General features: G+C 56.6%; 28 protein-coding genes and 1 pseudogene. 25 read left to right on the top strand and 4 right to left on the bottom strand.

What is annotated here, in order from left to right; translation table 11 throughout:
• Both HY011_14585 and HY011_14580 read right to left on the bottom strand, forming a co-directional pair.
• A partial coding sequence (locus HY011_14585; GenBank protein ID MBI3424155.1) for a transposase occupies nucleotides 1–652 on the bottom strand: 652 nt, incomplete at its 3' end.
• On the bottom strand, nucleotides 649–825 hold the full coding sequence (locus HY011_14580) for a hypothetical protein (GenBank protein ID MBI3424154.1): 177 nt from the start codon (nucleotides 823–825) through the stop codon (nucleotides 649–651). The genes HY011_14580 and HY011_14585, both read right to left, overlap by 4 nt.
• A 297-nt stretch (nucleotides 826–1,122) precedes the next feature.
• On the opposite strand from HY011_14580, the gene HY011_14575 reads away from it, so the two are divergent.
• From HY011_14575 to HY011_14565, 3 genes are read left to right on the top strand one after another with little or no spacing between them, the layout of a single operon-like run.
• A complete protein-coding gene (locus HY011_14575) occupies nucleotides 1,123–1,716 on the top strand; it encodes a hypothetical protein (GenBank protein ID MBI3424153.1) in 594 nt (197 codons plus the stop codon).
• Entirely contained in the window at nucleotides 1,713–2,201 is a 489-nt protein-coding gene (locus HY011_14570) for a DUF4365 domain-containing protein (GenBank protein MBI3424152.1), read from the top strand. Before HY011_14575 ends, HY011_14570 begins: the two co-directional genes overlap by 4 nt.
• 21 nt (nucleotides 2,202–2,222) lie before the next feature.
• Nucleotides 2,223–2,378, top strand: a complete 156-nt coding sequence (locus HY011_14565; protein MBI3424151.1) for a hypothetical protein — start codon at nucleotides 2,223–2,225, stop codon at nucleotides 2,376–2,378.
• 12 nt (nucleotides 2,379–2,390) lie between these two features.
• On the opposite strand, the gene HY011_14560 is transcribed toward HY011_14565, so the two are convergent.
• Complete coding sequence (locus tag HY011_14560) at nucleotides 2,391–2,702, bottom strand: type II toxin-antitoxin system PemK/MazF family toxin (GenBank protein MBI3424150.1); 312 nt, start codon at nucleotides 2,700–2,702, stop codon at nucleotides 2,391–2,393.
• Between the two features lie 3 nt (nucleotides 2,703–2,705).
• Nucleotides 2,706–2,915, bottom strand: coding sequence for a hypothetical protein (locus HY011_14555; protein MBI3424149.1), 210 nt, complete (start codon nucleotides 2,913–2,915; stop codon nucleotides 2,706–2,708).
• 137 nt (nucleotides 2,916–3,052) lie between these two features.
• Between HY011_14555 and HY011_14550 the strand changes: the two genes are divergently transcribed.
• The 22 genes and pseudogenes from HY011_14550 to HY011_14445 all read left to right on the top strand — a co-directional run bounded on the left by HY011_14550 (nucleotide 3,053) and on the right by HY011_14445 (nucleotide 25,304).
• The gene (locus tag HY011_14550; protein ID MBI3424148.1) at nucleotides 3,053–6,568 is read left to right on the top strand and encodes a PD40 domain-containing protein; all 3,516 of its coding nucleotides are present in this window, start codon (nucleotides 3,053–3,055) and stop codon (nucleotides 6,566–6,568) included.
• A gap of 180 nt (nucleotides 6,569–6,748) precedes the next feature.
• The gene (locus HY011_14545) at nucleotides 6,749–7,054 is read left to right on the top strand and encodes a UPF0175 family protein (protein MBI3424147.1); all 306 of its coding nucleotides are present in this window, start codon (nucleotides 6,749–6,751) and stop codon (nucleotides 7,052–7,054) included.
• 47 nt (nucleotides 7,055–7,101) lie between these two features.
• The gene (locus tag HY011_14540; protein MBI3424146.1) at nucleotides 7,102–7,545 is read left to right on the top strand and encodes a hypothetical protein; all 444 of its coding nucleotides are present in this window, start codon (nucleotides 7,102–7,104) and stop codon (nucleotides 7,543–7,545) included.
• An 85-nt stretch (nucleotides 7,546–7,630) separates the two neighbouring features.
• Nucleotides 7,631–7,951 (top strand): hypothetical protein, encoded by a 321-nt coding sequence (locus tag HY011_14535; GenBank protein MBI3424145.1) that lies wholly within the window; start codon nucleotides 7,631–7,633, stop codon nucleotides 7,949–7,951.
• 80 nt (nucleotides 7,952–8,031) lie between these two features.
• Nucleotides 8,032–9,045: an ATP-binding protein gene (locus tag HY011_14530; GenBank protein MBI3424144.1), complete on the top strand. Its 1,014-nt coding sequence runs from the start codon at nucleotides 8,032–8,034 to the stop codon at nucleotides 9,043–9,045.
• Entirely contained in the window at nucleotides 9,045–11,366 is a 2,322-nt protein-coding gene (locus HY011_14525; GenBank protein MBI3424143.1) for a S8 family peptidase, read from the top strand. Before HY011_14530 ends, HY011_14525 begins: the two co-directional genes overlap by 1 nt.
• The gene (locus tag HY011_14520) at nucleotides 11,363–11,521 is read left to right on the top strand and encodes a hypothetical protein (GenBank protein MBI3424142.1); all 159 of its coding nucleotides are present in this window, start codon (nucleotides 11,363–11,365) and stop codon (nucleotides 11,519–11,521) included. Before HY011_14525 ends, HY011_14520 begins: the two co-directional genes overlap by 4 nt.
• Before the next feature lie 89 nt (nucleotides 11,522–11,610).
• Nucleotides 11,611–11,826 carry a hypothetical protein gene (locus HY011_14515; protein MBI3424141.1) on the top strand — a complete coding sequence of 72 codons (216 nt, stop codon included), beginning with the start codon at nucleotides 11,611–11,613 and terminating at the stop codon, nucleotides 11,824–11,826.
• Between the two features lie 52 nt (nucleotides 11,827–11,878).
• Entirely contained in the window at nucleotides 11,879–12,208 is a 330-nt protein-coding gene (locus HY011_14510; GenBank protein ID MBI3424140.1) for a hypothetical protein, read from the top strand.
• Complete coding sequence (locus HY011_14505; GenBank protein ID MBI3424139.1) at nucleotides 12,183–12,632, top strand: PIN domain-containing protein; 450 nt, start codon at nucleotides 12,183–12,185, stop codon at nucleotides 12,630–12,632. Before HY011_14510 ends, HY011_14505 begins: the two co-directional genes overlap by 26 nt.
• A 50-nt stretch (nucleotides 12,633–12,682) precedes the next feature.
• Nucleotides 12,683–13,618, top strand: a complete 936-nt coding sequence (locus HY011_14500; GenBank protein MBI3424138.1) for a sugar phosphate isomerase/epimerase — start codon at nucleotides 12,683–12,685, stop codon at nucleotides 13,616–13,618.
• A gap of 19 nt (nucleotides 13,619–13,637) precedes the next feature.
• Nucleotides 13,638–14,822, top strand: a complete 1,185-nt coding sequence (locus HY011_14495; protein MBI3424137.1) for a PQQ-binding-like beta-propeller repeat protein — start codon at nucleotides 13,638–13,640, stop codon at nucleotides 14,820–14,822.
• Between the two features lie 129 nt (nucleotides 14,823–14,951).
• Nucleotides 14,952–15,413: an SgcJ/EcaC family oxidoreductase gene (locus HY011_14490; protein ID MBI3424136.1), complete on the top strand. Its 462-nt coding sequence runs from the start codon at nucleotides 14,952–14,954 to the stop codon at nucleotides 15,411–15,413.
• A gap of 130 nt (nucleotides 15,414–15,543) precedes the next feature.
• The gene (locus tag HY011_14485; GenBank protein MBI3424135.1) at nucleotides 15,544–18,030 is read left to right on the top strand and encodes a PSD1 domain-containing protein; all 2,487 of its coding nucleotides are present in this window, start codon (nucleotides 15,544–15,546) and stop codon (nucleotides 18,028–18,030) included.
• A gap of 37 nt (nucleotides 18,031–18,067) precedes the next feature.
• Complete coding sequence (locus HY011_14480; protein MBI3424134.1) at nucleotides 18,068–20,092, top strand: glycoside hydrolase family 3 C-terminal domain-containing protein; 2,025 nt, start codon at nucleotides 18,068–18,070, stop codon at nucleotides 20,090–20,092.
• 18 nt (nucleotides 20,093–20,110) lie between these two features.
• Nucleotides 20,111–21,466: a DUF1501 domain-containing protein gene (locus tag HY011_14475; GenBank protein ID MBI3424133.1), complete on the top strand. Its 1,356-nt coding sequence runs from the start codon at nucleotides 20,111–20,113 to the stop codon at nucleotides 21,464–21,466.
• Nucleotides 21,467–21,483: 17 nt separating this feature from the next.
• Nucleotides 21,484–22,590 carry a Gfo/Idh/MocA family oxidoreductase gene (locus HY011_14470; protein MBI3424132.1) on the top strand — a complete coding sequence of 369 codons (1,107 nt, stop codon included), beginning with the start codon at nucleotides 21,484–21,486 and terminating at the stop codon, nucleotides 22,588–22,590.
• A gap of 14 nt (nucleotides 22,591–22,604) precedes the next feature.
• On the top strand, nucleotides 22,605–23,081 hold the full coding sequence (locus tag HY011_14465) for a hypothetical protein (protein MBI3424131.1): 477 nt from the start codon (nucleotides 22,605–22,607) through the stop codon (nucleotides 23,079–23,081).
• 119 nt (nucleotides 23,082–23,200) lie between these two features.
• Nucleotides 23,201–23,494 carry a BrnT family toxin gene (locus HY011_14460; protein MBI3424130.1) on the top strand — a complete coding sequence of 98 codons (294 nt, stop codon included), beginning with the start codon at nucleotides 23,201–23,203 and terminating at the stop codon, nucleotides 23,492–23,494.
• Nucleotides 23,475–23,730, top strand: a pseudogene (locus tag HY011_14455) (hypothetical protein). Before HY011_14460 ends, HY011_14455 begins: the two are co-directional and overlap by 20 nt.
• A 126-nt stretch (nucleotides 23,731–23,856) precedes the next feature.
• Nucleotides 23,857–24,960 (top strand): AAA family ATPase, encoded by a 1,104-nt coding sequence (locus HY011_14450; protein MBI3424129.1) that lies wholly within the window; start codon nucleotides 23,857–23,859, stop codon nucleotides 24,958–24,960.
• A complete protein-coding gene (locus HY011_14445) occupies nucleotides 24,960–25,304 on the top strand; it encodes a DUF4276 family protein (protein ID MBI3424128.1) in 345 nt (114 codons plus the stop codon). Before HY011_14450 ends, HY011_14445 begins: the two co-directional genes overlap by 1 nt.
• The last annotated feature ends 154 nt before the right edge of the window (nucleotides 25,305–25,458 follow it).

The following is a 25,458-nucleotide window of genomic DNA, read 5'->3' as shown; positions in this document are numbered from 1 at the left end:
CGGCAGCGCTGTAGTTCAAATCTGTCGTGGCCAGAATCGCGTGATGACGTTTGCCGTCCGCCGTATACCAAACCAGTATGACGACGCGCAGCCAGCGCTTGAGCGAGCAGTGGTACAGCTCGGCAGTAAACACCGTCACGCCCGGCGCGAGGTCGGGCGTGACGGTGTCTACCTGCTCAAAACGGCTCAGGTCTTGCCAGTCGACTTTGCCGGCGTAAGTTTTCGGACGACCGCGTTGACCGGTGCGTGCGCCGGTCAAACGAAAACGCATATTCGCGTCGTTACGCAACTTGGTGACGAGTTCGAGTCCGAGCGCGCCGAGCGCGTCGGCATACTTTTTCTTTGCGTACCAGCCGTCGGCGGCGAGATAGCGAAGACGCGCAGGCAAGTGCGGACGCGTCGCCTGGATTTGTGCGATTGCCTGATCGAGCCGGGTCAGCTCGGCCTGCTCTTTTTTCAACTTGGGTGCGGTCGCCTGTGTTTGCGTGACCGCCGCGACATACGCGCCTTTTTGTGTCAGGTCTACGACGCCAAGCGCGCTGATTTCCAAGCCGCGTTCGGCGCGTCCGGCGCAACCGTTGTAAAACTGGCCCAAACCCGGCGTGTGCTGGCCGCTCTTCGGGATGAACGAAGCATCCTGCGCGGCGATCAATTCATGCGTCGCGGGACGGCATCTCGAAGCACTTGCGCGTGGTACGCCAACCACGCAAAGGGCTGCGCAAACTGGCGCGCGTAACGGCGCTCGCCAGAGGCGCCGTTACGCGCCAGATTCCGGTAATTGACGCGTCCGCGCAGCGCCAATATCGTCGCGAGCAACGCCGCCATAAATTTCCGCTGCGGCTTGGCGAGCCCCGGTAATTGTTTTAAGGTAGCCGTGACTACGGTCACGGGTCGTGCGACAAGAGAAGGAGTTTTGGTAGACACCTTCTTTCTGACAAACGACCCTTTTTATTTCATTGTCACCCCCCAAAAAAATGCACACAGTATTGCTGAATATTTCTTGTTGGATATTGTTTGTAAAAGTGATTTATTGGCATCCGTAAAGTTCTTAGCGCTAAAGCCATTCCTTTAAGGCTTATTCAGCTTAAATAATGGCTGGCTGGCCCCGGCGCGGTCTGGCAATTGGAATTCGGCGATTTCGTATTGCTTCAGCCCGAACGCATCAACGGTTACGCCGCCGCCGTGATGCGCAAGGTGCGCGCCCACCCGGACGAGTTGGGCAGCATCCGCGAAGCAGACGTACTCGACGGGAAGCTGGATTATCAGGACATGCAACGGCTGCCGCGCGACGAAGAGCAGATCGTCTTGCGGGCGATGCACCAGACTTTCGTGGACCACGGGCTGTGTTTGCGCGAAGCGTCCGAGCAAGGTTCGCTGCTCGTCTTCCCGTCCTATTTCAAACGCGAGCGGCCCGCGCAAGGCGATCATCCGGCGGCGCTGGTGACTTACAACTTCAGCGGGATGCTGGATGAGATTTACGCCACGCTGGTCGTGCGGTTGCATCACACGACGGCGTTCGAGAAAGACCAACTCTGGCGCTTCGCCGCCGATTTCAAGACGGCAGCAGGACAGCGCGGCGGCCAACGCATCGGGTTGAAGCTGACGCGCAAGTCAGAAGGCGCGGGCGAGCTCACCGTCTATTGCGCGCCGGGCGTAGCGGTCGAGACCCAGGTCAACTTCATCCGCCCCATTTCTTCTAAGCCCATGACCACTTGAAGGCGAAAGACCAAGACGTGTTGCGCACGCGCCATTACGTGTGCGGCCATTGCGCCACGCCCGTGACCAATCACGAAACGGTTCGCAAAAAACTCGCCGAAGGGAAGAAAGAGATTGTTTGCGTTGATTGCATGCAATGGGTTCCGCTGCGGGATTTGATCGAGCAGAAGTTCGCTTCGGAAGAGACGCAAGCCGTCGTGCGCGCGCTGGACGAACAAGCGCGCCGCGCGATTGACAACGAGAGCCGCGAATTGATTCTGCTCGGCCACGCCTTCGCGATTGCGGGCGAAGCGGGCCAAATCTTTCGGCCTACGGCAAACTCGGATTGGGGCATTGACGGCGAGATCGAATTCAAAGACAGCGAGGGCAATGCCAGCGGACGGCGTGTTTACCTGCAATTGAAATCGGGCGATTCCTATCTGGAACAGCGCAAGGACGGACGCGAAGTCTTCAAGATCAAGAAACCGCGCCACGCCGACTATTAGCAGGCGCAGGAATATCCGGTGATGCTGGTCATTCGCACTTCAGACGGCGTGATTCGCTGGATGAACGTGACCGACTATTTGCAGCAGCAAGCCAAGCCGGTGAAGCAGATCGCCTTTGACGGTGAGCCTTTCACGGCGACGAATTTGTGGCGGATGCGGGAGCAGGTGTTGCGGTGAACAAGGCTTGCCTCACAGCTTCATGTGCTGATTCCACGCCACGCGAACGGCGGCTTCGTCGTGCGCGGTGAGTTGACCTAGCCGCCGAGTGAGCAGCGTCTTTTCCGCTGTCACCAAGCGATCAAGCCGCGCGGCGGAAGGCTTTGCCAAGCCTGCCTGCGCCCAATCCCTAAGCGCAAGGTCTAGCGGGCCAGCGTGTAACACCGAGGTCACGCGGCAAATCACGGCGTCTTGTGGTAAATCGAAAAGCACCAGCACCGGACGCGCTTTGCTTACCGCGCCGTTGGTGAAGGGGAGTTGGCAGAGGAAAATTTCGCCAAACACGGTTCAATAAGTATCGTAAACGCCATCCTCGGACGAATCGTCGCGCATAAACTGTTCGTAGGCAGCCAAGCGCCATTCCGTGTCATCCGTATCGCCGTTGGTTAAAACGATGACCCGCGCCTGCCCTGCTTTGGGAAGCTGTGCGACTATCTCTGGGGGAATCGCCAGCACAGGGTCAGCGGTCAGGTTCGTGATGAATTCGATTGCGTGCATAGCGGCAGTGTAGTTCTTCGGGGAATTCGTAGCAACGCCTAGGTGCAGATTGTTGAAACGCCGAGCACGCTCAATCAGTCATGAAGACCAGCAACCAAGCACATTCAACTCCAACCACTCAATCGGAGGTCGCCACCATGTCAAAACGCACCTTGTCACTCGTCCTGCTCGCCTTCGCCTTGCTCGCGTTCGGCGCGCTGAAAACATTCAACACCCGCGCGGCTGCCGGGCCCACGCGCCTCTTGCGCACACCAACGGTTAGCGCGACGCAGATCGCGTTCGCCTACGCCAACAACATCTGGACGGTCGAACGCGCGGGCGGCGCGGCGCGGCGCGTCACCAGCTTTCAAGGGCAGACCTCGAATCCGCACTTTTCGCCCGATGGCAAGTGGCTGGCGTTCAGCGGCGAATATGCGGGCAACTTCGATGTCTATGTCGTCCCGGCAGAAGGCGGTGAGCCGAAGCGGTTGACGTGGCATCCGGGCGCAGACACCGTGCAGGGCTGGACGCCGGATGGCAAGGCAATCATGTTCGCTTCGGCGCGCGCGACGTGGGCACCGAGTGGCGCGCCGCGTTTCTGGACTGTTCCCGCGACCGGCGGCGTGGAAGAGCCATTGCCGCTGCCGCGCGGCTATCAAGGCAAGCTTTCGCCCGACGGCACGCGCATCGCGTATCGCATGAACAATTCGTGGGACGAAGAGCGGCGCAATTATCGCGGTGGCCAGAATCGCCCAATCTGGATTGTGGATTTGAAGAGCTACGATCTGGTCTCGCCGCCGTGGACAGACTCGAAAGACGTAGACCCGGCGTGGGTCGGCGATACGGTTTACTTCATCTCTGACCGCGATGGCGTAGCCAACGTGTGGTCGTATGAAACCAAAACCAAAAAGCTGGCCCAGGTCACGCGCTTCACTGATTTCGATGTGAAGGCGCTTGACGCGAGCGCGGGTGCGGTGGTGTTTGAACAGGCGGGCTACGTTCACGAACTCGACGCCAAGACAGGCAAGGAACACGTTGTGAACATCTCGGCGGCAGGCGATTTCCCGTGGATGATGCCGCGCTGGGAAGACGTGACCGCGCGTATGACCAATCTCGCCCTCTCGCCCACCGGCAAGCGCGTCGTCGTCGAGGCGCGCGGCGAAGTCTTCACGATTCCCGCCGAGAAAGGCGACATTCGCAATCTCAGCAATTCGAGCGCGTCAGCCGAACGCGATCCCGCGTGGTCGCCCGACGGCAAGTTCATTTCGTATTTCAGCGACAAGTCGGGCGAATACAAACTCGTCATCGAAGCGCAAGACGGCCTGACGCCGCCGCGCGAGCTTGCGCTGCCCAATCCGACGCATTACTACACGGCGTCGTGGTCGCCTGATTCCAAGAAGCTGTTGTACACCGACACGAATCTGAAAGTCTGGGTGCTCGATGTCGCCAGCGGCCAAGCCAAGATCGTCGGCAACGACCCGTGGATGGTGCCGACGCGCACGGTCAACCCTGTCTGGAGTCCCGATTCAAAATGGGTCGCGTATGCCAGCCGCTTGCGTTCGCTCTATCACGCGATCTTTGTCAGCAACGTCGAGACGGGCGAGACGAAGCAAGTCACCGATGCGTTGGCCGATTCGGTTTGGCCCGCGTGGGATGCGAGCGGGAAGTATCTGTGGTTCTTTGCTTCGACGGATTTCGGGTTGAAGTCGCAATGGTTGGATATGACCTCGTATGACCACGACGAAAATTTCGGCTTGTATTTTGCCGTGCTCAAAAAAGGCGAGCCCAGCCCGCTGTTGCCTGAGAGCGACGAAGACCAAGGCGTCGGCAGCGCGCCTGCGAATCCAGGTGGAACGCCGAATGGCGGTGGTCGCGGTGGCCGCCCCGGCGGTGCACTAGGCGCGGCTCCGCCTACGGCTCCGACTGACAACGCGCAAGGCGATCAGGCCCCGGCAACGCCACGCGCGCCGCGTCAGCCTGCTACGGTGACGATTGATTTCGATGGCCTGCAACAACGCATCATCGCCGTGCCGGGCCTGCCCGAACGGCAATACTCGCAATTGCGCGCGGGCGTCGCGGGCACCGTCTATTACCTCGAATCGGCGGGCGGCGGCGGACGCGGTGGTGGTGGCGGCTTCGGCGGCGGTGGTGGCAGCACCTTGAATCGTTTCCGCCTGAGTGATCGCCGCGCCGCGCCCTTTGTCACGGGTGTAGCGACTTACGATGTCAGCGCGGACGGCCACAAACTGGTCTATCGCGCGGGCGGCGGTGGCGGCGGTGGCGGACGTGGCGGCGGTGGATTTGGCGCAGCGCCTGCGCCCTCACTGTTCATCGTGGATGCAGATCGGCAACCGCCGCAACCGGGCCAAGGCCGTTTGAACGTCGCGTTGCGGATGTACCTAGACCCGAAAGAAGAGTTCAAACAAATCTTCAACGAAGGCTGGCGCAATCAACGCGACTACCTGTACGTGCCGAACATGCACGGCAGCGATTGGCCGAAGATGCGCGAGATGTACGGCGCGCTGTTGCCATACGTCAATCATCGCGCCGACCTGAATTATCTGCTCGACAACATGGGCGCTGAGATTGCCATCGGCCATTCTTACGTGCGCGGCGGCGACATGCCCGATGTGCCGAATTCACCCGGCGGCTTGCTCGGCGCTGATTTCACCGTCGAACAAGGCCGCTACAAAATCACGCGCCTTTACGACAACGAAAGCTGGAACCCCGACTTGCGCGCCCCGCTGCACGCGCCCGGCGTAGAGGTCGCGGTCGGCGATTTCATCCTCGCCATCAACGGCGTCGAATTGAAAGCGCCCGACAACATCTTCCGCCTGCTCGACGGCACCGCGAATCGGCAAACCGTGCTGACCGTCAACAGCCGTCCGTCAATCGAAGGCGCGCGGCAGGTCACGGTCATCCCGACCACGACTGAACAGGCTTTGCGCGCGCGCGCCTGGGTCGAGGCGAATCGCCGCATGGTGGACAAACTCTCCGACGGCAAGCTGGCTTATGTGCACCTGCCGAACACCGGACAGCCCGGTTACACCAGCTTCAATCGTTATTACTTCGCGCAACAGGACAAGCAGGGCGCGGTGATTGACGAACGCTACAATGGCGGCGGCTCGGCGGCGGATTACATCATTGACGTGTTGCAGCGCGATTTCGACGGCTACTTCAACAACGTCGCGGGCGAACGCTACCCTTTCACCAGCCCGTCAGCCGGCATCTGGGGGCCCAAGGTCATGATCGTCAACGAAATGGCCGGTTCGGGCGGCGACCTCATGCCGTGGATGTTCCGCCATCGCAAAATCGGCCTGCTCGTCGGCAAACGTACTTGGGGCGGCCTGGTGCACACGGCGGATACGCCCACGTTTATTGACGGCGGTTCGATGATCGCCCCGCGTGGCGGCTTCTTCACACGCGAAGGCAAATGGGATGTTGAAAACGTTGGCACGCCGCCCGATGTTGATGTCGAGAATTGGCCGAAGGATGTGATCGCCGGTCACGACCCGCAACTCGAACGCGCCGTGCAAGAGGCATTGCGGATGCTGAAAGAAAAGCCGGTCAATCGAATGAGCATCGAACCGCCACCGCCGGTTTGGGGACAGCGGAAGACGGATGCACCCGCTGCGCCAGTGACAACGGGAGGCAAACAGCAGCGGAAGCAATAAGCTGAGGCGAATGACGAGAGCCGCGCAATCACGCATTGCGCGGCTCTCGTTCTTTGCGCAGCACATTGCTATTGGCGGTGTGATTGGGCGCAACCTATAATCGTCTTGTCCGAAACTTTGATCTGCAAGGAGCAAACTATGGAGGCAGCTTTGATGGCAAGCGCCGTAAGCAAAGAAACAATGAACGAAACTGGTCAAGACCTCGCCGCCATCATTCGCGCGGGTTGCTTTGTCAACGAGGCCGAAGCAGTGCGCGAAGCGGTGCAGACGCTGCTGGCCGTCAATCCGCAATTGCGCGTGGAAGCGGCCATCCGGCGCTATCTGGATGGCGAGATTACGCTGGGACGCGCGGCTGAAATGGCGGGCATGACATGCTGGCGCTTGCAGGAATTGCTGGCGCAACGCGGGCAGCCAGTGACGCTGGAAGCCCGCCCGGCCAAAGAATTGGATGAAGCAGTTGAGCGCATACGGAGGCGACGGCCATAGTCCTGCTCGCCACCAACATCATCGGCACGTTCACGCTCCTCGATAAGATGGACTTGTTATTCGCGCTGTTTGCCCCGGATGAACTCGGCGTAACGCCAGCCGGTTACACTGAACTCATCGTCGGGTTGCGCGAAGGGCGTCAGTTCCTGCAACCGGCAACAGCGCTGATTCAGAACGGCAAGTTGTCACTGCTGGCGCTGACGGCGCAAGAAGTGGTGGCGGCCTCCCGGCTGCCAATGTCGCTCAATACAGGTGAAGCCGAATCCATTGTGCTTTGTCAGTCACGCAATGCGGCCTTCGTGACCAATGACCGGCGCGCACGAAATTACTGCCGCGCGGAAGGGGTTGAAGTTTTCGACCTGCTTGACGTATTACGCGCGCTTTGGAAGTTGCGGGTTTGCTCCAAACAGAAAGTTCGCCAACTCGTCGCCGACATCGAAACCAAAGAGCGGCTGGTCATCAAGCGCAAGGAAGAAATCTTCGCCAGGTAGACGCGCGGATCGGTCGTTCGGATTGCCGCCCGTATAATCGCCGTGCCTGAAACTTTGATCCGCAAGGAGCAAACCAATGACGCCAATGAGAATTGCTGAAGTGGTGCGCGACATTCACGCGCTGGACGCTGATCTTGAGAATTACGAGCGCAAGTACGGCGTGCTGTCCGCAACGTTTTACGAAGCCTACCGTGCGGGCGAGGAACTGGCGGACGACGCATGGGTGTTGGATTGGAGCGATTGGGCGGGGGCGTATGAAAACTGGCTACAGCGCCGTCAACAGTATCAAGAGTTGATGCGCAACCTGATTGCGCATAGCCCGCTTTCCGAAGTCTTTAAACGAGCCGCACGCCGTGAACCACTTGAACTCGCTCACTTGAATACGAGGAATTCATCTGCGCTTTGATGAATCAGTGTCTTACTTGTGCGCACCGCCTCGCAATGGGCCGTTAGAATAGAAACAATGCCAGCAGAAAGGAAACCAGCATGTCCAGCGGAAGAACCTTGCGTCAGTTAATCAAAAGCGGTACCAGTGGTGATATGGACGCCTTTCGCCTTGTAACAGAAGAGGTCATCCGCGAAGAGCGCGAAAAACAGCATCACTTGCTGGCTAACGACTTGGAAAAGATTTTGTACGGGAGACCAATAGCCGCACCACTCACTTTGCGCCGCCTTTCTGAAACCGTTCCCACTGACCGCGAGCGCGGCCTGCCGCTGCTGGAAATCAGAGAGCCTGTTCGCAATCTTGATGATGTGATTTTGTCTGGCGAAAATCGCGCGCTAATCGAGTCAATCTTACTGGAGCATCGCCGCGCAGAAGTTTTGCAGAGTTATGGCCTGCGTCCAGTTGACCGCCTGCTTTTCCATGGGCCGCCTGGCTGTGGAAAGACGCTCACGGCTGAAGTGCTGGCTGCGGAGTTGAGCCGTCCACTGGCGATTGTGCGGATGGATAGCCTGATCTCTTCGTTTCTCGGTGAGACCGCCGCCAACCTGCGCAAGGTTTTCGACTTTGCCAAAACGACGCCGCTGTTGCTTCTCTTTGATGAATTTGACGCTGTCGCCAAGGAGCGCTCGGATCAATCTGAACATGGCGAATTAAAGCGTGTTGTCAATGCCGTCTTGCAAATGATGGACAACTGCGAGACCCGCAGCGTGTTAATTGCGGCAACCAACCACGAGGCCATTCTTGATTCAGCCGTCTGGCGGCGATTTGAAGAGGTGCTGGTGTTTGCCTTACCAACGCTGGGACAGTTGCAGAGTTTACTGGAAATGAAGTTACGCGGTGTGCGACGGGATTTCGATCCAAGAGCGGCTAAAATCACCTCTCGCTTCAAAGGGCTGTCGCACGCTGATGTGGAGAGAGTGCTGCGACACGCAATTAAAGAGATGATTTTGCAAGGCCAAGAATTCCTGCAAATCCAGCATCTGGAAAATGCGCTCCAGCGTGAGCAAACCCGAAACAAATCTACAAGGAGCATGCGACACCAAAGGAGTAGTTAATGCCTGAAGCCTATCCTCATTTGCCAATCGTTCGTGAGGAACCAGTCAATCCCAAACGCCCTGGAAACCCGCCCCAACGTCCCAAGCCGGCAAACCCGCAGGAGCACGGTGCGAGAGTTCTGCACACCCTACAACAAACATTGAATGCACCAGTGGCCGAGGTCGGCGGGTTCGACGACCGTCGTTTGCTGCGTATTGAAGTCAACAAAGGTTTTCAGCCCGACAATCTGGCAGCCATCCCGGGTGTTGAAGTCATCAGCCAAGAAGATGAAAAAGTCGTACTGACTTTCGCCGATGCAAAAGGGCAGGAAGAGTTCGAGGCGCGATTGACAACGATGTCACGGGGCGGCACTCCGGTTCGCGCCTCTTTGTTTTACGGGATGCAATCATTCGATCGTTGGACGCCGGAGAATCGCACTGGCTGGGCGTTGAAAACGGAAGGTTTTCCGAACACTGATCCCGTCGTGCTGGACGTAGAACTATGGCCATTGCTGAAAGGCAGTGACCGGAAGGCAATGATGGAAGCCTTTGAAGAATGGTTGCGACAGAACAACCTCAACGTTCTTGATCAGGTGCGCCAGCCGGAGATCATCCTGTACCGGGTTCACGGCAAGCTTGAGGCAGTCAAACTTCTGCTTGATCACCGAGACGTGCGCATGGTTGATCTGCCGCCAAAATACGGGTTTGATCGCCAATTGTTGCAAGTTGACGTGATGAGCCTCCCTGACGTTTCGCCACCGCCGAGCGATGCTCCTGGCGTTGTGGTATTGGACAGTGGTATTGCTGAAAACCATCCACTGCTGAGACCCGCCATTGGCGACGCACAAAGCTTTATCCCTGGCTTTCCTGCTTCCGATACTGAAGGCCACGGAACACACGTCGCCGGAATTGCGCTTTACGATGATGTGGAAGCCTGTTTGGTCAGCGACAGCTTTGTGCCGGAGTTGCGGTTGTTCAGCGGACGCATCCTTGATGATTCCGGCGACAATGTTACTGGATTCGTGGAAAATCAGATTGTTGCGGCTGTCCGCTATTTCAAAACGAATTATGGCTGCAAGGTCTTCAACCTCTCGTTCGGAGATAGGCGAAAACCTTATCAGGGAGGCCACATCAGAGGCTTGGCAGTTATGCTCGACATTCTTGCGCGCGAAGAAAGGGTGTTGTTCGTTGTTTGCGCCGGTAACTTCGATGGAACTGAGGCTGTTCCGCAAGACTGGCTCAAGGACTACCCCAGCTACCTTACTTCCGATGACGCTCGTTTATTCGATCCCGCTACCGCACTGAATGTGCTGACGGTCGGTAGCTTGGCGCGGTACGATCAATCCTTCTATAGCCAGCGCTACCCAAATGATCCTGCCGTTGTCCCGATAGCCCGGCATCGTCAGCCTTCACCTTTCACTCGGTGCGGACCATCGGCTAATGGTGTAGTAAAGCCAGAGGTTGTCAGCTTTGGTGGGAACACTGGGTTCAATATTCAATCGCGAGGCTTCACAGATATTGGGTTGAAGGAGTTGTCAACGTCCATCGGTTTTGCTTCGGGTCACTTGGTTGAAGAGCGTAAAGGAACTAGTCAAGCCGCACCGCACATCGCGCATCTTGCCGCAAAACTGTTGGGAGAATTGCCGCAAGCCAGCCCCAATCTACTACGTGCGCTGCTTGTAGCGCACGCTAGGCATCACGAATCGTGGAGCAGCCTGCTTGAGAGTGAAGAATTGTGGAAGGTGTGTGGCTATGGTGAGATATCGCCTGAATGTTTATTTCGCTCGACTCAACAGCAGGTGACTTTACTAGCCGAAGATACGATTGAAGATCGCAAACATCATTTTTACGCGATCCCTATTCCAGAAGATTTTTATGGCGGGCCAACACGAACGCGCGAAATTACGGTGGCGCTCGCTTACACGCCTGCCGTCAGAACTACTCGGATTGATTACAAAGCGGGTCGCATTGAGTTCAAACTGATTGAGGCTTCAAGTCTGGATGCTGCTGCTGTCGCTTTCAACGCAAACACTTCAAGCCAGGAGTGTCCGAGTATTCCGGAGCTAAAGCTCAAACAAAACATCAGCGCGACTTCACGCTCGAAAGGGACGGTTCAGGCTTGTACCTGGAAACTGAGCCAGGTTACTGACAACCGCCAAAGCAACCGCCCTTATGTTGTCGTGACGCGAACAGACAACACTTGGGGAAAAGATGTCTCCGCTGAGAAAGAGGCTTATGCGCTTGTCGTCTGCCTATCGGATAAAGAAGGACAGAATGTGCGCTTATACACGCAAGCACAGGCCATTCTTCAATCGAAAGTCCGGCAAAGAGTGCAAGTTTGAAAGCGATGATGTTGAATTTTGGAAGAGCGCTTGAAAGCGGTTGCCGGATTCGTCCCCGCGATGCATTGCACGTGGCTTTGGCGATGCTTGGCGGCGCGCGCTACTTTCTTTCCTGTAACCGGCAGGTTACCGAAATGAAACAGGCGCGCTGTTAGCGCCGCCTGACGCCATCATCACGCCAAGCTTACTTTTCGGCGATGAACCCGCGCCTCTTTGCGGAGAAATTGAACAAAGGAGAACTCGAATGAGCGTTACAACTACCTTACCCGATGAAACCGGCGACCTGCTGCGGAAAGGCTGGAAAGTGCTGGTTGAACAACTGGGGCTGCCGCAAGCCACCCAATTCGTCGTGCCGCTCGAACGTGGCAAAGGCGATGCGGTGGCGGAGATCAAAGAATACTGGGACGACGCCAGCATTGACGACATCCACGCGCGCATTTTGCAGTGGAAGAAACAGTAAAGCTCTGAATCCACCTCGCTGGTACGCAACTGAATGCCGCCGAGGGCGTGTTATGATGCGGCGGCAATTTGAGGAGGTAGTTATGGCAAAACAAAACGGACACACAAACGGAACTGCGGCAAAGCGAAATGGGCATCTCCTTGCCAAACCGCGCCGTCCGCGCGGGCCACAGGCAAACTTCCGCACGCCGGATGAGTTGCAGAAGTTTCAGGGCTACATCGAGCAATTGCGCCAATGGCTTGAGGCCCTTCCCGAAAAGCAATTCGACAAGGCCATTGCCCGTTTGAGCAATGAAGAGCTTTTTCAAATCAACCTGCGCAACACCTATGAAAACTATCAGAAAGGCGGGTTGATGCGTGAAATTGTCGAAGGTGCTCTTTGATACCACGGCCTACATCACCTACCGCGCGGCGATTTCCGCGCAAGGCGACGCCGCTTGGTTTTCGATTGTCGTTTGGCAGGAACGCATGGCTGGCGCGAACGGCGGCAAAGAACTCAAGCTGATGGAAGCCGAATGCAAACGGCTTGAGAAAGCAGGCCGTTTGCTCATTCCCGACCGCGAGGCTTGGCTGACAGCCGGACGTATTCTCAACCACTACCTCAGCGATCTGAGCCGCCAACATCCAACGCGCTCACGTCCAGCGCTCAGTCACGCCGAAAAACAAAACCTCATCCGCGACGTACTCATCGCCGTTTCAGCCAAAAAAGCTGGCGTCATCGTCGTCTCCGACAACAAAGATTTTCCGACGCTTCAGCGTTACTACGATTTCAAATGGATGAGCGGGCAGGCCTACTTTGCCGCTTGAAGCGCCATGAGGCTTGATTCGTTGACAAAACTTGAGAGAGGCACAACACCATGAACCAAACGCGCCGCAACTTTCTGCAAACCGGAACCGCCGCCTGCGCGGGGCTGGCCCTGACGCAAACGATGACACGCACAGAATCACTCGCCGCGTATGCCGCCGCCAAAGGCGTGAAATTCAAATTGTCCGCGCCGGATTGGAGCCTGAGCCAGGAAGGCAAACTGGGTGCGGTGGGGCTGTCCAAACAGATCGGCTTCCCCGGCGTGCAAATCAGCATCGGCCACGCGCCGAGGGGCGAGACGATTACACAATTGCCGCTCAGTTCGTCGGCGTTGCAGAAACAGTATTTGGACGAGGCGAAAAAACAGGGTGTGGCAATTACTTCATTGTGCCTGGAAATCATGCACACGAATGGATTGAAATCCGATCCGCTGGGCGAGAAGTGGCTGGCTGAGTGCATCCCGATTGCCAAGGCGTTGGGTGTGCGTGTGATTCTGGTGCCGTTCTTTGGCAAATGGGCGATCAAGCAACAGGCCGAACAAGACCGCGTGGCTGACATCCTGCGCAACGTGGCTCCACAAGCCGAAAAGCTCGGCGTGATTCTCGGTCTCGAAAACACGATCTCGGCGCGCGAGAACGCCGCCATTATGGAGCGCAGCAAATCCGCCGCCATCAAAACCTATTACGACGTAGGCAATTCGTCGAAGGAAGGTTACAACGTCGTCGAAGAGATTCGCTGGCTGGGCAAGGGCCGCATTTGCGAAATGCACTTGAAAGAAACGCCGTGGGAAAAATATCTGGGCGAGGGCGGCGTCATCAACTTCCCGGCGGTGATTGACGTGCTGGCCGACATCGGTTTCGATCAATGGGCGCAGCTTGAAACTTCGTGCCCCAGCAAAAACATCGCGGCTGATTTCACGCGCAATAAACAATTCATCGAAACTTTGATCGGCAAGCGTAACCGGCTGGGTTCGGCGGCCAAAGCGTAACTGCACAGGAACATCTCCCATGAAAACATTGCTCTTGTTGGCGCTGTTATTCAGTTTTGACGATTGGCCGGAATTTCGCGGGCCTTCGGGGCAAGGCCATTCCGCCGAACGCGGGTTGCCGCTGGTGTGGAGCGAGACCCGTCACGTCAAATGGAAAGCCGCGCTGCCGGGCAAGGGCTGGTCTTCGCCTGCGATTCAAGGCGACCGCATCTGGCTGACGACGGAAGAGAACAAGACGTTGCGGGTGCTGTGCGTAGACCGCAACACGGGCGCGTTGCTGCAAAATATTGAACTCTTCCGGTTGAAATCCAGCGGGCCGTTGAACGCCAAGAATAGTTTGGCCTCGCCGACGCCGATTTTGGAAGGCGATAAGGTTTACGTGCATTTCGGCGCGCACGGCACGGCCTGCTTGACGCAAACAGGCGAGATCGTCTGGAAAACCAAACTCGATTACGACAACGGGCAGCATGGGCCGGGCGGTTCGCCGGTGCTTTACGACGATTTGCTGATCGTGAATTGCGATGGGCAGAGCACGCAATACGTCGTCGCGCTGGACAAGGCGACCGGCAAACAACGCTGGCGCAAATACCGCGAAGGCGCGCAGGCTTACGCGACGCCGCTGGTCGTGCGCTTGCCGGCGGGCGATCAAGTCATCAGTCCGGGCGCGTTTCGCACGTTCGCCTATGAACCGCGCACGGGCAGGGAGCTTTGGAACGTGAGCTATGGCGACGGCTTTTCCAACGTGCCGCGTCCGGTGTTTGGCAACGGGCTGGTTTATCTCTGCACCGGCTTTATGCAACCGTCGTTGCTGGCGGTGCGCGTGGATGGCAAGGGCGATGTGACGCGGTCGCACGTCGCGTGGACGCTCAAACGCGGCGTGTCGCTGACGCCTTCGCCGTTGCTGGTGGGTGACGAATTGTATCTGGTCAGCGACAACGGCATCGCCAGTTGTTTGGACGCCAAGACGGGCACGCCGCATTGGCAAGTCCGGCTGGGCGGCAATCATTCGGCCTCGCCGCTCTATGCCGACGGGCGGATTTACTTTTTGAGCGAAGAAGGCGAATCGGTCGTGCTTGCGCCGGGCAAGCAATTCAAAGAACTGGCGCGCAATCAACTGGACGGGCCGACGCTGGCTTCGCTGGCGGTCGCGGGCGGTTCGATCTTTGTGCGCAGCCAGACGCATTTGTATCGGCTGAGCAATTAAGCAAAACAATATGGGGAGCGTCAGCGACCTGAGCTTTGGCAATTGATGCAGTGAACGGCAGCTAAACCGCCTGATGCCGAGGCTCAGGTCGCTGACGCTCCCCGTACTGCTACTGACTTTGGAGGTCTCATGTACATTCAATTTGCGCTTCTGTTTTTGCTCGTCACCAGCACGCCGTGGTTCACCCAAAAGAGTTCCAGCGGCAATGACGAAGCCGCGATTCGCGCGGTCGTCCAGCAATACGTTGACGCCCGCGAGCGGCTTGACCCCAAGGCGGTCGAGCAACTGTTCACCAGCGATGCCGATCAACTGGTGTCGTCGGGCGAATGGCGCAAAGGCCGCGAAGCCGTGGTGCGTGGCACGCTGGCGAGTTCGACCAGCACGGGCGGGAAACGCACGATCACGGTGGAAGCCGTGCGCTTCGTGACGGCGGATGTCGCTATCGCTGATGGGCGCTACGAACTGACGGGGCTGGCGGGCGGCGCGACCCGTAGCATGTGGACAACCTTTGTGCTGAAACGCAGTGGAAAGGTTTGGCAGATCACCGCGATTCGCAATATGCTGCCTGCCGCACCCGCGCCTGCGAAGTAAGCGCGTATTAGGGCTGAGCGCCGCACGTCGTTTGGCCCGCTGTCGAGCCGTCTTCAACAGACCGACAACACACTGCTAAAGGCTGATTGACCGAATGGCCGAATCTGATCGCGCCGGAGGGAGGCATAAGATGACGCGCACACAATGCAAACTAACATTCGTCTGGCTGGCGTTGCTTACTTTTGCCGCAGGGCGCATGAGTGCGCAATCGGCTTTGTCGCCAGGCGATGAATTGTTTGAGAAAAAGATTCGCCCCGTCCTGGCTGACAATTGTTACGCCTGCCATTCGTCCAAGCTGAAAAAGCCGATGGGCGGGCTGGTGCTGGACACGAAAGCCGGACTGCTGAAAGGTGGCGTGTCAGGCGCGGCGATTGTGCCTGGCAAGCCAGCGGAGAGCCTGTTGCTGCGCGTGCTGCGCTACAACGATCCGATCTTGAAAATGCCACCTGCGGGGAAGTTGCCGGACACCGTGATTGCCGACTTTGAGCAATGGATTGCGGCAGGCGCGCCTGATCCACGCACGGATGCGGTCGCGGCGACTGCGCCAGCCAAACTTCGCGGGATTGATTTCGACAAAGGGCGGCAGTGGTGGGCGTTTCAGCCCGTGCGCGAAATGGCTGCGCCGCCAGTCAAACAGGCGGCGTGGGCACGCACGAAAATTGACCGTTTCATCCTCGCCAAACTCGAACAAAACAAACTCACGCCTTCTGCCGAAGCCGATGCGCGCACGCTGATTTTACGCGCCTATCTCGACCTCTCTGGATTGAAACCCATCTACGAAGAAGTCGAAAGCTATGTCAAAGACAAAGACCAGCAGCGCTATGACAAGCTGCTTGATCGCCTGTTGGCTTCGCCGCATTACGGCGAACGTTGGGGCCGTTATTGGCTGGACGTGGCGCGCTACGCCGAAAACGGCGACACGGGCGGCAATCGCCAAGCCTATCCGTATGCCTGGCGCTATCGCGATTGGGTGATTGAGGCGATGAACAACGACCTGCCGTATGATCGCTTCATCAAACAGCAACTCGCCGCCGACCTGATGCCCGGCACGTCGCGCAATGACCTGCGCGCGCTGGGCTATTTGGGCATGGCTCCGTCGGAGTGGAAAGAAAAGAAGCTGTCGAAAGAGTTGATTGACAACCTGCTGCTGGAAGAATGGGACGAGCGCGTAGACGCCGTCGGACGCGGCATGCTCGGCTTGTCCGTCGCGTGCGCGCGTTGCCACGATCACAAATTCGATCCGATTTCGCAGAAAGATTACTACGCGCTGGCGGGTGTATTTGCTTCGACCTCGCCCGCTGTTCGACCGTTACGCGAGATTGACCCAGCCACCGAAACGAAATATCTGGTCGCTCGTCATCGCGTCACGGAATTGAATGGGTTGCTAGGGTTTTTGACGGGAGAAAAAACGCTCGACCAAACCATTGCCAAGCCCAAAGCTGCCGAATGCAGCGCCGAAATCGCCAAGCTGAAAGAAGAGATGAAGGCGTTGCAGGAACCATATCCTGAACTGGCTGAATCCGTCATCCGCATCGGCGCCGCCAAAGCCGAGGCCAAAGCGGCCAAGACCAAACCCGACCCGAAAGTCGTTGCTGCCGCCGCCGCCAAGCGCGCCGAAGAGGAAGCCAAAGCGCCGTTCATCAATGCCGTGCATGATGCCGCGATGGATTCGGATGGATCGTATGCCGATTACACGCCGCTGACGATCAAACCCGGTGCCGCGCGTGACCTGCCCGTCTTTGGTCGCGGCAACTCGGCTGCGCCCGGCGAGATTGTGCCGCGCCATTTCTTAACCGTGCTGTCAAAAAATCCGAACGAGGTTTTCAAACGCGGTTCCGGTCGCTTGGAATTAGCCGAGAAAATCCTGACCGATGCCGCGCCGCTGTCTGCCCGCGTAATCGTCAACCGCGTCTGGGGCTGGCATTTCGGCAAGCATCTGGTCGCCACGCCCAGCGATTTTGGGGATCGTGGCGAACGGCCTACACATCCCGAATTGCTGGACGATTTGACCGCGCGCTTTGTGGCGAACGGCTGGTCGCTGAAATGGCTGCATCGGGAAATTATGCTGTCGGCCACGTATCGCCAAGCCAGCAAGCCGCGCACCGATGCTGTCGCAATTGACGAAGAGAATAAATGGCTCTGGCGAATGAATACGCGCCGTCTGGATGCCGAAGCGCTCCGAGATTCGCTGCTGCAAGCCGCAGGCAGTTTGAATTTGGAAATGTATGGGCCATCGCAGAACCTGGATAATCTGGACAACACGCGGCGCACGGTTTACGGGCGCATCAATCGCGGTGGCACCAGCGACATTTTGCGCCTATATGATTTTCCGAATCCGTTTCAGCACAGCCCGACACGCGGCCTAACGATTACGCCGTTGCAGGAACTGTTTGTGCTAAATAGCCCGTTCATCAAGCAACTCAGTAACGCACTTGCGAAGACAGTCGAGGCAGACGCCGATACCGCAACCCGCGTCCGCAGTCTATATCGCAAAATCCTCTTGCGTGATCCGAACGCGGCGGAAACCAAAGTGGCATTGAGCTATTTGAACGGCGCAACTATCGAACAATTTGCGCAGGTGTTATTGGCTACGAATGAAGATGTGTTTTGGCCGTAATCAGAAAGGGCTAAAGGTTTATTCAATGAATCTGACTATGCAAATCTATTGTCGAGTTGTGTTCTCACTTCTCTTAATTGTTTCACCCGATGCGGTTGGCTTTTCTCAATCTGCTACGCCACAACCTGTCATCAATGCCCGTGTTGTGAATGTCCTGCAACTCAACGGTTTGCTTTTCAAAGACTTGAACAAAAACGGCAAGCTGGATGTTTATGAAGACTGGCGGCGTTCGATTGATGAGCGTGTCAATGATCTGGTTGCGCAAATGACCATCGAAGAAAAAGCCGGTCTCATGGTTGGGCCGACGTTGTCAGCCGGGCCTGGCGGCACCGTCAACGAGCAAGCGGTTTATGGGGTGAACCCTTTCAATCCGGGGCCGGTGATGCTGAACGTGCCTGCTACGACGGAGGCGGTTAATAGACGCCACATTCGCCAGTTCATCAATCGAGAAAATCTCCCACCCAAAACGATGGCGAACTGGCTGAACGGTGTGCAGCAAATTGCCGAAGGCTCGCGGCTGGGCATCCCCGTCATCTTTGTCACGAATCCGCGCAACCATTACGGCACGCAGAACGCCTTCGGCATCATTGAAGCAGGCAACGCGTTTTCGCAATGGCCCGGCCCGCTGGGTTTGGCCGCGATGCGCGACACGGCACTGGTCGAAGAATTTGCCCGGATTGCCGCGCAGGAATACGTCTCGGTCGGCATTCGCGGCGCTTATCATCCGACGGCTGATGTGGCGACAGAACCGCGCTGGAATCGCTTTCGCGAAACGTTTGGCGAAGACGCGAAATTGACGACAGAGATCATCACGGCGCTGATTCGCGGCTTTCAGGGCGAAAAGTTGGGGCCGCATAGTGTCGCGCTGACGACCAAACATTTCCCCGGCGCAGGCCCCGCAGATGACGGGCAGGATGCGCATTTCCCCTATGGTAAAAACCAGGTCTATCCAGGCAAAAATCTCGAATACCACTTGCAGCCGTGGAAGGCTGCGATTGCCGCCGGGACAGCCATGATTATGCCGTATTACGCCGTGCCCAAAGGCATGACGAGCGAAGATCTCGGCATGGCCTACAACAAAGAAATCATCACCGATTTGCTGCGCAATAAGCTGGGGTACACGGGCGTCGTGAATTCTGACACCGGCATTTCCACCGGCATGCCGTGGGGCGTTGAAAATCTGAGCGTCAAAGATCGCTACAAAAAAGCCATCGAAGCGGGCGTAGATCGCATCGGCGGCGACGCCACGCCGGAACTGATTGTCGAACTGGTCAAAAGCGGTGGACTGACCGAAGCCCGCATTGATGAGTCGGCGCGCCGCATTCTGCGCGTGTATTTCGGCCTCGGCATTTTTGAGAACCCCTACGCCAATCCTGAAGAAGCCGAGCGCACCGTGCGCAAAAAAGAATTTCAGGAGAAAGCCGATCTGGCGCAGCGCAAATCCATCGTGCTGCTGAAAAATGCCAACAACATCCTGCCGCTGAAAAAAGGCGTCCGCATGTATGTCGAAGGCTTGGACGCTGCGGTCGCGGCGCAGTTTGGTTATGTCTCGACCAACAATCCCGATGATGCTGACGTTTGCATCGTGCGGGTGAATCCGGCTGGCGGCGGCCCCGGCGGCGGTGGCCGTGGCCCCGGCGGCGGGCGCGGAGGCGCAGTTGGAGGACGCCCTGGCGGCGGTGGCCCTGGCGGTGGTTTTGCAGGCGGCGGCAGACCCGGTGGTGGCGGTCAGCCCATTGATTTGACCATACCGGCGGCACGCCTCACCGCCGTTCGCGCCCTGATGCAAAAGAAACCCACGATCATCGTGATGCAATTCGACAGCCCGTATGTGATTCCTGAATTAGCAAATGAATCCGCCGCGTTGCTCGCTACGTTTGGCGTCACCGATGAAGCCTTGTTTGATGTGTTGATGGGCAAATTCAATCCAACAGGCAAGCTGCCGTTTGAATTGCCGTCATCAATGGATGCGGTGCGCGAACAGCTTGAAGATCTGCCCTACGATTCAAAGGCGCCACTTTTCAAATTCGGCTCAGGGTTGAGCTATTCAATTGGACGCTAACCGTGTGGACTATTGCTTATGAAACTTGATCAATTTTCACGACGCTCATTTCTCTCAACCCTTGGTGGCGGTCTCGGTTCAATCGCGCTGACTGATCTCATCGCCCGCGCCGATACGCCACACCTAAGCGGCCCGCATTTCGCGCCCAAAGCCAAGCGCGTCATCCTGTTGTTTATGACGGGCGGCCCGTCGCAGATGGATACGTTCGATCCGAAGCCCGCGCTGGCCAAATACGCCGGACAACGCCCCGCTGCCGTAGACCTGCGCACTGAACGCAAAACCGGCGGCCTAATGCCTTCGCCGTTCAAGTTTCAGAAATACGGCAGGAACGGCATCGAGGTCAGCGAACTGCTGCCCAATCTCGCGGCGACAATTGATGACATCTGCGTGCTTCGTTCGGTGTACAGCTTCATCCCGAATCACGAACCGGGGCGCAATTTGTTTTTCAGCGGCGCGATGGCTTCGATGCGCCCGACAATGGGGGCGTGGATTTCATACGGCCTGGGCACCGACAATCAAAACCTGCCTGCGTTCGTCACGCTCACGCCTGCGGAAAGTACGCTGTGGACGAGTTCCGGCTTTCTGCCCGCGCAATATCAGGGCACGCTTTTCAATAACAAAGAAACCGATCCCGAAAAGATGATCAAGTTTCTGCGCAACAAAGACCTCGACGCCGACGCCCAGCGCAAACAACTTGACGCGATTCAGGCGCTGAACAAAGCCCACGCTGCCTCTTTTGGCGCAGACACCTTCCTCGAAGGCCGCATCAAGAGCATGGAGCAGGCTTATCGCATGCAGTTCACCGCGTTCGACGTTTTCGACATTCGCAAAGAACCCGAATCCATCCGCGCCGAATACGGCACAACGCCGTATGCCAATGGCTGTCTGATGGCACGCCGTCTAGTCGAAAGCGGCGTCCGCTTCGTCCAGGTACTGCACGGCCCCGGCCAGCAATGGGACGATCACGAGAACTTAGAAAAAGGCTTGCGCGAACGCTGCCCCGATATGGATCGCGCTTCGGCGGCTTTGCTTCGAGACTTGAAACGACGCGGCTTGTTAGAAGACACGCTTATCATCTGGGGCGGCGAATTCGGGCGCACGCCGGTTTCCGAAAAAGGCAATGGCCGCGACCACAATCCCTACGGCTTCACGATGTGGATGGCGGGTGGCGGCGTAAAGCCGGGCATCGCGTATGGCCAGACGGACGAATTCGGCTTCAAGGCTGTCGAGAATCCGGTTTCGATTCACGACCTGCACGCGACGGTGCTGCACCTGCTTGGACTCGATCACGAGAAGCTGACGTATCGGTATGCGGGGCGAGATTTTCGGCTAACGGATGTCTATGGCAATGTCGTGCGCGACATTATTGCGTAAAGCTAAAGGTCACTCTTATGCGGCAAATCAATTTCTTCGTCATCACTCTTGTGCTGGTCTGCCTCACTTCTGGCGGCAACGCACAATCCACCCAACGCACCAAAATCGCCATTGTCGGTTTAGTCCATTCGCATTGCTGGGGCTTTGTAACGAAACTGAATCAGATGCATCAGAGCGGGGATTTGATCGAAATCATAGGCATCTCTGACGGCAATCAGGAACTGCGCGATTACATCAAAACGCAGGTGCCGGGCGTGCCGGTGTATGCCGATTACGGCAAGATGTTGGATGAAAAGAAGCCGGAAGTGGTCTGGTCGTTTGTCGAAAATGATCGGCATCTGGAAGTCACGAAAGCCTGTGCGGCGCGCAAAATCCACGTGATGTTTGAAAAGCCGATGTCGGCGACCTACGACGAAGCAAAGCAGATGCAGGCCATTGCCAGACAAGCCGGGATTCAGTTGATGGTGAATTATCAAATGGCTTGGTGGCCGGAAAATTACACGGCGCACGACGTCGCGATGCGCGGCGACATCGGCAACGTCTGGCGCGTGCGCTCGGTGATTGGACATGGCGGCCCCGGCAATTTTGAACCCGGCAGCATCAAGCAAAAGTATTTCCTGAAATGGCTCAAGGACGAAGCGCGCGGCGGTGGGGCGTTGATTGATTTCACCTGCTACGGCGCGAAGTGGGCGCTGTGGTATTTGGGCTTGCCGAAAACGGTTTACGCGATCACGACGCACACACGACCGGAAACCTATCCGTCGAACACAAATGCGACGGTGCTGATGTCGTATGGCGACAACAAAGTCGCGATCACCGAAGGCTCTTGGGATTTGCCGCGTTCGTTCTATGATGTGGAAGTGTTCGGCAATAAAGGCAGCGTCGCGATGAAGTATCCGAAGACGCTGGAACTGGTGATTGGCACAGAGAAAAAGCCGTTGGAGTTGGGAACGCTGGAAGGCGCGCGCGCGGAACCGATTCGCTATTTCGTGGATTGCATCCGTAATAACAAACTGGTCGAAGGCGTCGTCGCGGGCGATTTCAACGTCAACGTGATGCAGATCGTCGAGGCAGCAAAGCGTTCAGCCGCGAGCGGGCAGCCTGTCGCCCTCCCGTTGAAGTAAAAGAGGAAAACCTCATGCAGGTGCGCTTTATCAAAGAATCGCCCGAACAGTACCGCCTGGAATGTGTCAGGAACGATAGTTCAAAGACGGCGGCCAGCCTCGAATTTCGCAGCTATTTCAAACACGACCTGATGCATTTCGTAGTCGAGCGCACGGCCAATTTGCAGGATTCCTTCTTCGGCATGGTCAAAGCGGGAACGGACTTGGCCGCGCTGATCCCGAAGGCGATACGGGAATCCGCTGCCAGCTACAGAGGAGAAATCCAGAGCACAGAAATCGTGGTGGCGGCGCTTCAAGGCATAGCCAATACGGAGCCCGATTATCAGGAAGTCTGCTGCAAGCTGCGAGAGTACCTGATGCTGCTGTCTTTGGCCGAACCGAATTATTTGACGCCGGAGTTTTGCGCGCAGGTCGTCGCCGAACATCGCTCGTTGCTGGGGCGGTGGGGGCAGCTTCGCGGGGGCGAATGCTTGGAGTTTTCATTAGTGTAGCGAGCCAAGCCCATCAATTTTGCTTTCGATACGCAAATTGATCACGGCTCTGAATACAAGCTCAAGTGATAACCAAGAGTCTTTGCGAAGCGCATTGTTAATCAGCCACGGAGGCCAAAGTGGAACTTTACGAAATCCTCTGGAAAAGCCAATATGTTGAAAAGCTGGCTGCCAAACACGGCGTGATGACGGATGAAGTTGAAGAGGTGCTCTTCGGGCGACCTCACATTCGTTTTTGGGAAAAGGGTAAAGTATGCGGTGAAGATTTGTATTTGGCTTATGGGCAAGCGGACGCAGGCCGTTATCTCGTCGTTTTCTTTGTGCGCAAGCCGGACCAGACCGCATTGCCGATTTTGGCGCGTGATATGACCGAAGCAGAAAGGAGATATTTCAATGAACGGAAAAGTCGTTGAGCCGACTCCGGCGCAGTTCGACAGTTATGAAGAAGCCGCCGAGTTTTGGGATACTCACGACACGACGGATTACTTGAACGAATTCCGCATGGTGGAAGTGCAGAGCGAGTTGCGGGCGCGCCATTTTGAGGTCGAGATTGCAGAAGGCGTTGGCTGATAAGGCGAGTCAGGAAGGTGTGACGGTGAGTCGTCTAGCGTCTGATTTGTTGCGGCAGCAGTTGCGTCCTGCTGCTTGAATTGAGTTTTGCGCCCGATGCACGCTACATTTTGTGGCGTATTCAGCGGGTTCCAGATCATTGGTGATGGCAGTGGCGGCAATCGGCGGTAGTTCGGGACGTCGAATAGTTTCCACAGGAAAACCTATGTTACGACGAGTGATCATTAAAGGCTTCAAGTCAATTAAAGAGATAGACCTTGAGTTACGCCCCCTGAATGTCTTGATTGGAGCGAACGGAGCAGGTAAGAGCAATCTCGTCTCGTTTTTCAAGATGCTTAACGAGATGATGGGCGGGCGTCTCCAGACCTATATCGGCACGTCGGGGCGTGCTCAAACCCTCTTGCACTTTGGCCCCAAGGTAACGCCGCAGATGGAGGCACGACTGGAGTTCGAGGTTGATAACGGGATAGACACCTACGACATGCGTCTGTTTTATGCTGCGGGAGATACACTCATCTTTGCTGATGAAACGTTGAGGTTCCTGCGAACAGGCCTCAAAGCTCCAAAGGTTGTGCCGTTGGGTTCAGGACATCAGGAAACACGAATCGGCGAAGCCGCAGATAAAGGGGAGCCCACGGCTAAGGCGTTCCGGCATTTACTCAACCGTTGTCGCGTGTACCATTTCCATGATACGTCGCCCACGGCGCGGGTTCGCCAATACTGTTACATTGGCGACAATCGCCCGCTGTTGCCGGATGCCGCCAACCTCGCGGCATTCCTCCTGCGACTTCGTGAAGAGAACGGTGGCTCGGCCTACCAGCGCATCGTCACGACGATCCGTCTTATCGCCCCATTTTTCGGCGATTTTGAGCTTGAGCCTGCCGGTCCCAGCAAGAAGGATGTCATGCTGAACTGGCGGGAAAAGGGGTCGGATTTGCTATTCGGCCCGCATCAATTTTCGGATGGCACTTTGCGCGCCATCTGCCTTGTTACCTTGTTAATGCAGCCAGAAGATGAACTGCCAGACCTTATTGTTGTAGATGAACCAGAGCTTGGCCTTCATCCGTATGCCCTAAACGTCTTAGCTGCGATGTTCGGCAAAGCTTCACATCACACACAAGTTTTCCTTAGCACCCAATCTAGTTCTTTCCTCGATAATTTTGAGCTTGAAGACGTGATTGTTGTAAATCGAGAAGGCAAAGCGTCGCAATTTGGACGGTTAGACCCTGTAGTTCTGGAGGGTTGGCTTGACGATTACAGCCTTGGTGAAGTGTGGGAAAAGAATGTCATTGGTGGAGGACCGCACTAATGGCTGCTCTTTACTTATTTGCTGAGGGGCAAACAGAACAAACGTTTGCTCATACTGTATTAAGCCCACACTTGACTCAACATGGGTTGATCGTAGAAAAAATCATCCTTGTTTCTAAGAAAAAAGGGGCTGGACATCGAGGTGGCGGAGAAAGGTATTTACCAATGAAAAATGACATCATACGATTTCTCAAACAAGTGAAACGATCTGATGTCTTCTTTACGACGATGATTGATTTGTTCAGAATTCACTCTGATTTTCCCGGCTTAAAAGAAGCAGAAAAATTACGGCACATTCCCTATAACAATACTGTGAACAGAAATCAGGCAGCTAAAGCGCCGTAGGTCCTAAGTTCTTCGTAAGCCGGGTGATTTTTCCAGCAAGTTAGGTCGTAAGCGTACTTGGCAGAAATCTCTGCCATAAAGTGTTCATTGAAAGCGATTTGTTTTTGCGTTGCCAGCGAAAATACAAACGGTTCGTCGCTGGCTTGTGCCTGCG

Source organism: Acidobacteriota bacterium (assembly GCA_016196035.1).
In the GTDB taxonomy this organism is placed as follows: Bacteria; Acidobacteriota; Blastocatellia; order RBC074; family RBC074; genus JACPYM01.
The sequence above is the reverse complement of the archived record's forward strand: the minus strand, read 5'-3'. Positions and strand labels throughout refer to the sequence as shown.

Bases quoted from the DNA above. Each gene is read 5' to 3' on its own strand.
- HY011_14555 (MBI3424149.1), bottom strand. From the start codon at position 2,915: ATGCACGCAATCGAATTCATCACGAACCTGACCGCTGACCCTGTGCTG.
- HY011_14510 (MBI3424140.1), top strand. From the start codon at position 11,879: ATGATGCGGCGGCAATTTGAGGAGGTAGTTATGGCAAAACAAAACGGA.
- HY011_14445 (MBI3424128.1), top strand. From the start codon at position 24,960: ATGGCTGCTCTTTACTTATTTGCTGAGGGGCAAACAGAACAAACGTTT.
- HY011_14580 (MBI3424154.1), bottom strand. From the start codon at position 825: ATGGCGGCGTTGCTCGCGACGATATTGGCGCTGCGCGGACGCGTCAAT.
- HY011_14450 (MBI3424129.1), top strand. From the start codon at position 23,857: ATGTTACGACGAGTGATCATTAAAGGCTTCAAGTCAATTAAAGAGATA.
- HY011_14545 (MBI3424147.1), top strand. From the start codon at position 6,749: ATGAACGAAACTGGTCAAGACCTCGCCGCCATCATTCGCGCGGGTTGC.
- HY011_14480 (MBI3424134.1), top strand. From the start codon at position 18,068: ATGCAAATCTATTGTCGAGTTGTGTTCTCACTTCTCTTAATTGTTTCA.
- HY011_14540 (MBI3424146.1), top strand. From the start codon at position 7,102: ATGGACTTGTTATTCGCGCTGTTTGCCCCGGATGAACTCGGCGTAACG.
- HY011_14515 (MBI3424141.1), top strand. From the start codon at position 11,611: ATGAGCGTTACAACTACCTTACCCGATGAAACCGGCGACCTGCTGCGG.
- HY011_14525 (MBI3424143.1), top strand. From the start codon at position 9,045: ATGCCTGAAGCCTATCCTCATTTGCCAATCGTTCGTGAGGAACCAGTC.
- HY011_14485 (MBI3424135.1), top strand. From the start codon at position 15,544: ATGACGCGCACACAATGCAAACTAACATTCGTCTGGCTGGCGTTGCTT.
- HY011_14535 (MBI3424145.1), top strand. From the start codon at position 7,631: ATGAGAATTGCTGAAGTGGTGCGCGACATTCACGCGCTGGACGCTGAT.
- HY011_14530 (MBI3424144.1), top strand. From the start codon at position 8,032: ATGTCCAGCGGAAGAACCTTGCGTCAGTTAATCAAAAGCGGTACCAGT.
- HY011_14565 (MBI3424151.1), top strand. From the start codon at position 2,223: ATGCTGGTCATTCGCACTTCAGACGGCGTGATTCGCTGGATGAACGTG.
- HY011_14470 (MBI3424132.1), top strand. From the start codon at position 21,484: ATGCGGCAAATCAATTTCTTCGTCATCACTCTTGTGCTGGTCTGCCTC.
- HY011_14500 (MBI3424138.1), top strand. From the start codon at position 12,683: ATGAACCAAACGCGCCGCAACTTTCTGCAAACCGGAACCGCCGCCTGC.
- HY011_14475 (MBI3424133.1), top strand. From the start codon at position 20,111: ATGAAACTTGATCAATTTTCACGACGCTCATTTCTCTCAACCCTTGGT.
- HY011_14465 (MBI3424131.1), top strand. From the start codon at position 22,605: ATGCAGGTGCGCTTTATCAAAGAATCGCCCGAACAGTACCGCCTGGAA.
- HY011_14490 (MBI3424136.1), top strand. From the start codon at position 14,952: ATGTACATTCAATTTGCGCTTCTGTTTTTGCTCGTCACCAGCACGCCG.
- HY011_14495 (MBI3424137.1), top strand. From the start codon at position 13,638: ATGAAAACATTGCTCTTGTTGGCGCTGTTATTCAGTTTTGACGATTGG.
- HY011_14550 (MBI3424148.1), top strand. From the start codon at position 3,053: ATGTCAAAACGCACCTTGTCACTCGTCCTGCTCGCCTTCGCCTTGCTC.